Origin of the sequence: Mesorhizobium huakuii, from assembly GCF_030160235.1 — a bacterium.
Taxonomy (GTDB): domain Bacteria; phylum Pseudomonadota; class Alphaproteobacteria; order Rhizobiales; family Rhizobiaceae; genus Mesorhizobium; species Mesorhizobium huakuii.
In genome coordinates this window covers 19,966-27,056 of record NZ_BSNY01000065.1, presented here as the reverse complement: position 1 = coordinate 27,056, position 7,091 = coordinate 19,966, and the positions used below count along the sequence as shown (strand labels likewise).

Annotated in this window: 7 protein-coding genes; 6 read left to right on the top strand and 1 reads right to left on the bottom strand. The window is 63.1% G+C overall.

The annotated features are described in order from the left end of the window. The 5 genes from QQK95_RS31640 to QQK95_RS31620 form a co-directional block, all read left to right on the top strand. Nucleotides 1-183: 2-oxo acid dehydrogenase subunit E2 (locus tag QQK95_RS31640; protein ID WP_284278434.1), on the top strand; the 183-nt coding region annotated here is incomplete at its 5' end. Between the two features lie 225 nt (nt 184-408). Continuing rightward, nucleotides 409-1,395: an ABC transporter substrate-binding protein gene (locus tag QQK95_RS31635; protein ID WP_284278432.1), complete on the top strand. Its 987-nt coding sequence runs from the start codon at nt 409-411 to the stop codon at nt 1,393-1,395. A 58-nt stretch (nt 1,396-1,453) separates the two neighbouring features. Continuing rightward, nucleotides 1,454-3,157 (top strand): ABC transporter permease, encoded by a 1,704-nt coding sequence (locus QQK95_RS31630; RefSeq protein WP_284278431.1) that lies wholly within the window; start codon nt 1,454-1,456, stop codon nt 3,155-3,157. Then, the gene (locus QQK95_RS31625) at nt 3,145-4,236 is read left to right on the top strand and encodes an ABC transporter ATP-binding protein (RefSeq protein ID WP_284278429.1); all 1,092 of its coding nucleotides are present in this window, start codon (nt 3,145-3,147) and stop codon (nt 4,234-4,236) included. The genes QQK95_RS31630 and QQK95_RS31625 overlap by 13 nt, the downstream gene beginning before the upstream one ends. Nucleotides 4,237-4,413: 177 nt before the next feature. Then, on the top strand, nt 4,414-5,577 hold the full coding sequence (locus QQK95_RS31620) for a DUF930 domain-containing protein (RefSeq protein ID WP_284278427.1): 1,164 nt from the start codon (nt 4,414-4,416) through the stop codon (nt 5,575-5,577). On the opposite strand, the gene QQK95_RS31615 is transcribed toward QQK95_RS31620, so the two are convergent. After that, nucleotides 5,574-5,789 carry an HAD family hydrolase gene (locus tag QQK95_RS31615; RefSeq protein WP_284278425.1) on the bottom strand — a complete coding sequence of 72 codons (216 nt, stop codon included), beginning with the start codon at nt 5,787-5,789 and terminating at the stop codon, nt 5,574-5,576. The genes QQK95_RS31620 and QQK95_RS31615 overlap by 4 nt on opposite strands. Nucleotides 5,790-5,983: 194 nt before the next feature. Between QQK95_RS31615 and QQK95_RS31610 the strand changes: the two genes are divergently transcribed. Beyond that, on the top strand, nt 5,984-7,090 hold the full coding sequence (locus QQK95_RS31610) for a DUF930 domain-containing protein (RefSeq protein ID WP_284278436.1): 1,107 nt from the start codon (nt 5,984-5,986) through the stop codon (nt 7,088-7,090). The last annotated feature ends 1 nt before the right edge of the window (nt 7,091 follow it).

Genomic DNA, 7,091 nt, shown 5'->3' with positions numbered 1-7,091 from the left:
ACCATCCTGGCGGTCGGCGCCGGTGAGGAGCGGGCTGTGGTCAAGAATGGCGAGATCAGAATCGCCACAGTGATGTCGGTGACGCTGTCGACCGACCATCGCGCGGTTGATGGAGCCCTTGGCGCGGAACTGCTGGTCGCCTTCAAGCGGCTGATCGAGAACCCGATGGGCATGCTGGTCTAGGGCCAGTCGAGGCGCCCCTTGATGAGTTGCGCCCATCAGGCTCGCGGAAAGCCAATTCCGCGGGCCTTTTTGTCGTGCCGTCAGAGCATCTCATGCCAAGCCGTCGCTTGATCCGATCGCGCATGTACGCTGTCATCCACCAGTCATATGCGCCGTGCAGGGAGGAAGGGACGGGGAGCCGGCCATGGCCCGGACCGGTCATGCACAGACAGGACAGGAGGTCTCATGAAGACGCTACTCATCAAGCTGCTGGCCAGCCAGCTGGCGCTCGCGGCAACTTTGTTTGCCGGCGTGGCAAACGCCGAAACTCTGACGCTCTACACATCGCAGCCGGAAGCCGACGCGGCCAAGACCGTGGACGCCTTCAAGAAGGTACAGCCCGGCATCGACGTGACCATCTATCGCTCCGGAACGAGCGACATCCTGACCAAGATGGCGGCCGAGTTCGCCGCCGGCAGCCCGCAGCCCGACGTGCTCTTGATCGCCGACGCGGTCTCGATGGAGCTGTTGAAGAAGGACGATCGGCTGCTGCCTTATGCCGATGCCAAGCTCGACGGCATTGATGCGGATGCCTATGACGCCGACAAGACCTATTTCGGCAGCAAGCTGATCACCACCGGCATCGTCTACAACACCGGGGCGGCCGAGAAACCGCGGCATTGGGCCGATCTTGCCAAGCCCGCCTATGCCGATGGCCTCGTGATGCCGAGCCCGCTCTATTCGGGTGCTGCCGCCTACCTGCTTTCGGGCTTCGTCGGGGATAGCAATTATGGCTGGGATTTCTTCCAGAAGCTGAAGGCCAACAACACCGTCAGCGTGCGCGGCAATGGCGCGGTGCTGAAGTCGGTGGCGTCAGGCGAGAAGCCCTATGGCATCCTCGTCGACTTCATGGCGATGAACGCCAAGAAGAAGGGCTCGCCGGTCGAGTTCGTATTCCCGAGCGAAGGCGTGCCGGCGGTGACCGAACCGGTCGCCATCATGAAGACGGCCAAGAATGTCGACGGCGCCAAGAAGTTCGTCGACTTCATTCTGTCCGATGAAGGCCAGAAGCTGGCACTGTCCATGGGCTACCTGCCGGCGCGCGCCTCGGTTGGCCGCCCCGACTGGCTGCCGGAAGGCGTCAAGGTCAAGGTGATGCCGTTCGACACCAAGGCAATTGTCGTCAAGACCGGCGCCGACAAGGCGAAGTTCCAGGAACTGTTCGGCGGTTGAGCCGGCATCGTGGCGGGATGTCGTTTCGACGGCATCCCCGACCTCAGGAAACGCAACCATGCCAACACGCATCAGGGAAAGCCGGGGCCAGGAAATGGCCCTGACGGCGGCGGTGGCCGTCGTCATCGTGCTGCTTTCGCTGCTGCCCATGCTGCGCCTCATCGAGGAGATCGTGGCCCCCGGCGGCACGCTGTCGACCGTGGCCGCGGAGGCGGGCTTGAGAAGCCCGACGACCTGGATCGCGACATGGCATACGCTGGTCGTCGGCATCGGTGGCACCTTGCTTGCGGTGCTGTCGGGAACGCTGGTGGCGGTGCTGGTCTCGCTGACCGACATACGCGGTCGCTCCGCCCTGGTGCTGTGCTACGTCTTGCCGCTGATGACCGCGCCGCAGGTGACGGCGCTGGCCTGGCTGCAATTGTTCGGCCCGGCAAGCCCATTCCTCAAGCTGTTCGGAGCCGCGCCGCCGCTCGGCACGAAAAACCCGCTCTACTCGACCTCGGGCATCATCCTGCTGCTCGGCGTACAGTATGGCCCGCTGGTCTTCCTGCTGGTGCGGGCTGGCCTGCGCAAGCTGCCGCGCGAGCTGGTCGAGGCCGCGCGCGCCGGTGGCGCCGGCTGGTTCACCGTGCTCGTCACCATCGTACTGCCCTTGATGACGCCGTCGATCATGGCGGCCGCGGCACTGGCCTTCGTCTCCTGCATCGGCAATTTCGGCATTCCCGCCTTCCTCGGCATTCCCGCCAACTACCTGGTTCTGCCGACCTTGATCTACCAGAAGCTGGCCGGCGGTGGCCCGGCCGTGCTCGGCGAGACCGCGTTCCTGTCGGTTCTGATCGGCGTCATCGCCATGGCCGGCATCCTTGCCCAGGAAATGATGAGCCGCCGCCGCGACTACCGCATCTCTTCGACATCGCTGCCGGCTGAACCTTACGAACTCGGACGCTGGCGGCCCGTCGTCCAGGCCGGCATGTGGCTGCTGATCGTGCTGGTGCTGTTCCTGCCGCTGTTCGGGCTGGTGCTGACCTCGCTGGTGCCGGGTTATGGCATCGCGCTCACCGCCAAGACGGTGACGCTCGACAATTACCGCTTCGTGCTGTTCGAGCATGACGCGGCCAACCGCGCCTTCTTCAACAGTTTCTGGCTGTCGATCGCGGCCGCCTTCTTCGCGGTCGTCGTCGCCGTGCCGGTCGGCTATCTCATCGCCTGGGGCAAGCAGCGCTGGGTGCGGCTGCTCAACCTGGCGGTCGAACTGCCCTATGCCTTGCCCGGCGTCGTGCTGGCGATCGCCTCGCTGCTGCTCTTCCTCAGGCCGATCCCGCTGACCGGCATCCAACTCTACAACACGGTCTGGATCATCCTCTACGCCTATCTTGCCCGCTTCCTGGTGCTGGCTCTCCGGCCGACCATCAGCGGCTATCACCAGATAGACCGGGCGCTGGAGGAGGCAGCACAGGTGGCGGGGGCGGGGCTGTTCACCCGCATGCGCACCATCATCTTTCCGCTGGTCGCGCCGGGGGCGATCGCCGGCGGTCTTTTGATCTTCATGACGGCGCTCAGCGAACTCACCGTCTCGGCGCTGCTGTGGTCCTCGGGTTCCGAGACGATCGGCGTGGTGATGTTCTCCTTCGAGCAGGGCGGCGATTCCAACTACGCTGCGGCGATGTCGGTCATCACGGTCGCGGTCACCTTCCTGCTGATGCTGGTGACCAATCTGCTTGCCCCCTACCTTCCCAGCGGAGTTCTGCCATGGCGAGACTGAGCCTGGACCATGTGACCAAGAGCTTCGCTGATTTCGATGCGGTCAAGAATGTCTCGATCGACGTCGCCGACGGCGAGTTCCTGGCCGTGCTCGGGCCATCCGGCTGTGGCAAGACGACCTTGCTGCGGCTCGTCGCCGGTTTCGAGAAAGTGACCTCGGGCGAAATCCGCATCGGTAACAATGTCGTTTCGAACAGCGGCGGCAGCGTCGCGCCGGAAAAGCGGCGCGTCGGCATCGTCTTCCAGAACTACGCGCTGTGGCCGCACATGACAGTGGCCGAGAATATCGGCTATTCGCTGAGGGTGGCGAAGCTCGACAAGGCCGTCGCGCGCCAGAAGGTGGAAGACGCGCTCGCTCTGGTCAATCTGCAGGGGCTTGGCGAGCGCAGGCCGGCCAATCTCTCCGGCGGCCAGCGCCAGCGCGTGGCGCTCGCACGCTGCCTTGTCGCCGCGCCGTCGTTGGTGCTGTTCGACGAGCCGCTCGCCAATCTCGACGTGCATCTCAGAGCCTCGATCGAGGACGAGTTCGCCGCCTTCCACAAGCGCACCGGCACGACCATGATCTACATCACCCACGATCAGTCCGAGGCGATAGCGCTGGCCGACCGTATCGCGGTGATGGATCATGGGCGTCTGGCGCAGCTCGCGACGCCGCGGGAGCTCTATCATGAGCCGGCAAATGAAATGGTGGCGTCCTTCATCTCGCAAGGCATGCTGCTGCCGGCGGACGTTTTGACGGCTGAAGACGGCGGCCATTGCAAGGTCAGGGTTCTGGGAACCGAGCTCGTGGTCCGCTGCCGCCCCGGCGAGCGGCCGCGTGCGGGTGCCAAGATCTGCTGCCGGTCAGCCGACCTTGGCGTCTCGCCGGATGGGCCAGGCTTAAACGGCCTCATCAAGCGCGTGGTCTACAAAGGGGGCGGCGCGCGCATCGAATTCGCGCCCGTCGCCGGTCCTGACCTCACCTTGCATTTCGAGCAGCCAGACCCGGTCAGGCTGGAGAGTGGTGCCCAGGCACGGCTGCGCATACAATCCGGCTGGCTGATCCCGGCGGCGGCCGCGGAACAGAGCCTTGGCGCTTGATAAATATCGGCTTGTCGTGAATGTCAGGACGGACGCTGCATCATCGATGCTCGTCAGCGGCCCGGTGAAAGCTGCGCCTGTATCGACCATCCCGATCACCAAGCTGTCAGCGGCTAAACCGCGCCAATCTCGTGCCTGTGCTTGAAGCCGCCGCTATTTCATTCCACATCGGGCGTAATGAACGGCAAGATAGGAGAATGGCTTCGCAATTGGCGATGGGCCTTGGCCGCATCGCTGATCCTGCATGCCTTGATCGTAGCGTTCCTGTTCTTTGGCGTGCCGAGATCCGCGCAGCAGCCGGATCAGCAGGAACAGCCCGTCAACGTCGCGATTGTGCCGCCGCCGGAGAAGCCTAAGCCGAAACCTACTCCAAAGCCACCGGAGCCGAAACCTGAAAAGAAGGTTGAAAAGCCGCCTGAACAAAAGCCGCCTCCGGAGCCGCCGAAACCTCCAGACGACCATGTCCTGAAGCGCGTTTTCCAGTACGGCCAGAAAGATACGGGGCCGGAGAAATCGCTTGACGGAAGCAGCGCTAAAGCCAACACGCCGTCACCGGCCAAGGATGAGGCGGCGAAGCCGCCTGTAACACCGACACCCGCGCCGACGCAGCCCGCCCCGGTCGCAACGGCACAGCAGAAGACAGAGCCCAGCAAGCCTGACGAGAAGCCGGCAACCGCCGCGCCGGACGAAAAACCCGCGCAAAACGAGGAGAAGCAGGCCACCGAGGACGCTGACAAATCGCAACCGGACAAACAGGAGCTCGCACCGCAACCCGCCGAAAAGCAGGCGGTTGTGATGCCAAAGCCATTGGCGGCCGAGACTGGTGGTAAACCAGCGCCTCCAGCTTCAACCGGCAAGGCAAAGCCTGCCAAGGCACTGACGTTCAAACCCGCAAGAGCCTTCAAGGCGCCGATCGGGAATGCCGGAAGGTCAAATCCCAGCAACAACGACGTTGCAGGATCGCCAATCTATTCCGGCCTTCCGGGCGTCAGGAAGCTTTACTCGCAAGGGGCAACCGGCAATGCCTTCGCGAGAAGCTCCATGGAAAACGTACCGCGCGGTCAGCGCGTGGCCACCCTTTGCGGGAATGTTCTGAGCCAGGAGCTGCAAAGTGCCGACTATTCGGTCAAATGGGTGCCAACCATCACGCTGGACAAAGGCAATGTTCTCAACCCCGCTCAAGCGGCCTTCAGCACCAGAAACACCTGGTACAATCTAAACTTCCGATGTGAGGTGGACCCCGATGCGACGAGGGTCCTATCCTTCAACTTCCGTGTGGGGTCATTGGTCCCGCCTGGCGAATGGGCCAGCCGTGGATTCACCAAGTATCCGCTAAATTAGGCCAGCACGCCAATCAGAGACAATTGCCGGCCGATTTCTTGCCAGTCCGCGCAGACGAAATCGGCTCCGGCCGCCGTCAGTCGCCCGGCGTGCTCGGCATAGGTGTGGCCGGCATTGGCGTAGCCGATCGCCGTCATGCCTGCCGCGACAGCGCCCTGGATGCCATAGGGCGAATCCTCGATGACGATGCGGTCGGTAGGATCGACGCCCATCCTGGCGACACGAACTGGCTGATCTCAGGCCTTGAAGGATCGGATCGTGGGCAGCCGCTCATTGAGCCGCCCCAGCGCCTTGGCCGGGCTGCCCTGGGTGTAGTGATCCAGATCGACAAGGTGTCAGCGGCTAAACCGCGCCAATCTCGCGCCAGTGCTTGAAGCTGCCGCTATTTCATTCCACATCGGTCAGGATGAAGGACGAGGCACGAGAACGGCGTCGGAATCTGTTGTGGGGCATCCCCACATCGCTGATCCTGCACGTGCTTGTCGCGGCGATCCTGATATATGGCCTGCCAATTCCTCCCCAACAGCCGCAGGAGGAGCAGCCGGTCAATGTCGCGCTCGTGCCTCCGCCCGATCAGCCGAAACCAAAACCTGCTCCCGGGCCGTCTCCGAAGCCACCGGAGCCGAAAGTAGAAAAACCACCCGAGCAGAAGGTTGAAAGGCCGCCTCCGCCGGAAAAGCAGGTGCAGAAGCCCTCGCCAGTCGAGGTGCTGAAGCCTGTTTTTCAGTTTGGCGACAAGGATACCGGCCCTAGGAAATCCCTGGATGGGGCCAGCGCTCAGGACAATTCGCCGTCGCCGGCCAAGGATGACGATTCGAAGCCGCCTGTCGTGCCGAAACCTGCAGACAGCCAACCTGTCACGCCGGCAGATCCAACCACGGCCGACGAGAAGCCGGTAACCGCGACGGCGGACGCCAAGCCCATACAGGATGCGGAGAAGCAGACAGCTTCAACCGAGGAGATGGATAAACAACAGGCAGCCAAACAGGAGGCAGACAAGCAGGCGGCGCTCAACGCAGCCAAGCAACAGGGCGCGGCACCGGCGCCTTTGGCTGCCGATGGCGAGATCGAGCTTCCCATGTCGGCCGAAAAGCCGAAGCCCAAACCTGCAAATGCGCCGAAGCCCAGCCCCTCAAAGGCCTCGAAATCCGCATCTCGTAACGATTCGGGCCCTCCGGGTGTTCGCAGGCTTTATTCGCAAGGCGCAACCGGCGATGCGCTGGCCACGACGTCGATGGGCGGCGTACCTCGCAATGAGCGTGCTTCCCTACTTTGCGCCAGCGAGTTGCAACAGCAACTGGTGGAAGGCTCCTATTTTCCTTATCAGTGGCCGAAAGTTCCCCTGAAGGGGGGCAATATAATTGTCGCCCCGGATGTCGCTTTCAGCACCACAACCGCATGGTACCATCTGAGCTTCCGGTGCGAGGTCGACACCGATGCGACGAGGGTCTTGTCCTTCGACTTCCGTGTAGGCGCTGAGATTCCACGCAGCGAATGGCCGCGGCCTCTCTAAG

Coding starts and splice junctions, on each gene's coding strand:
- QQK95_RS31635 (WP_284278432.1), top strand. CDS start 409: ATGAAGACGCTACTCATCAAGCTGCTGGCCAGCCAGCTGGCGCTCGCG.
- QQK95_RS31630 (WP_284278431.1), top strand. CDS start 1,454: ATGCCAACACGCATCAGGGAAAGCCGGGGCCAGGAAATGGCCCTGACG.
- QQK95_RS31625 (WP_284278429.1), top strand. CDS start 3,145: ATGGCGAGACTGAGCCTGGACCATGTGACCAAGAGCTTCGCTGATTTC.
- QQK95_RS31620 (WP_284278427.1), top strand. CDS start 4,414: ATGAACGGCAAGATAGGAGAATGGCTTCGCAATTGGCGATGGGCCTTG.
- QQK95_RS31615 (WP_284278425.1), bottom strand. CDS start 5,789: ATGGGCGTCGATCCTACCGACCGCATCGTCATCGAGGATTCGCCCTAT.
- QQK95_RS31610 (WP_284278436.1), top strand. CDS start 5,984: ATGAAGGACGAGGCACGAGAACGGCGTCGGAATCTGTTGTGGGGCATC.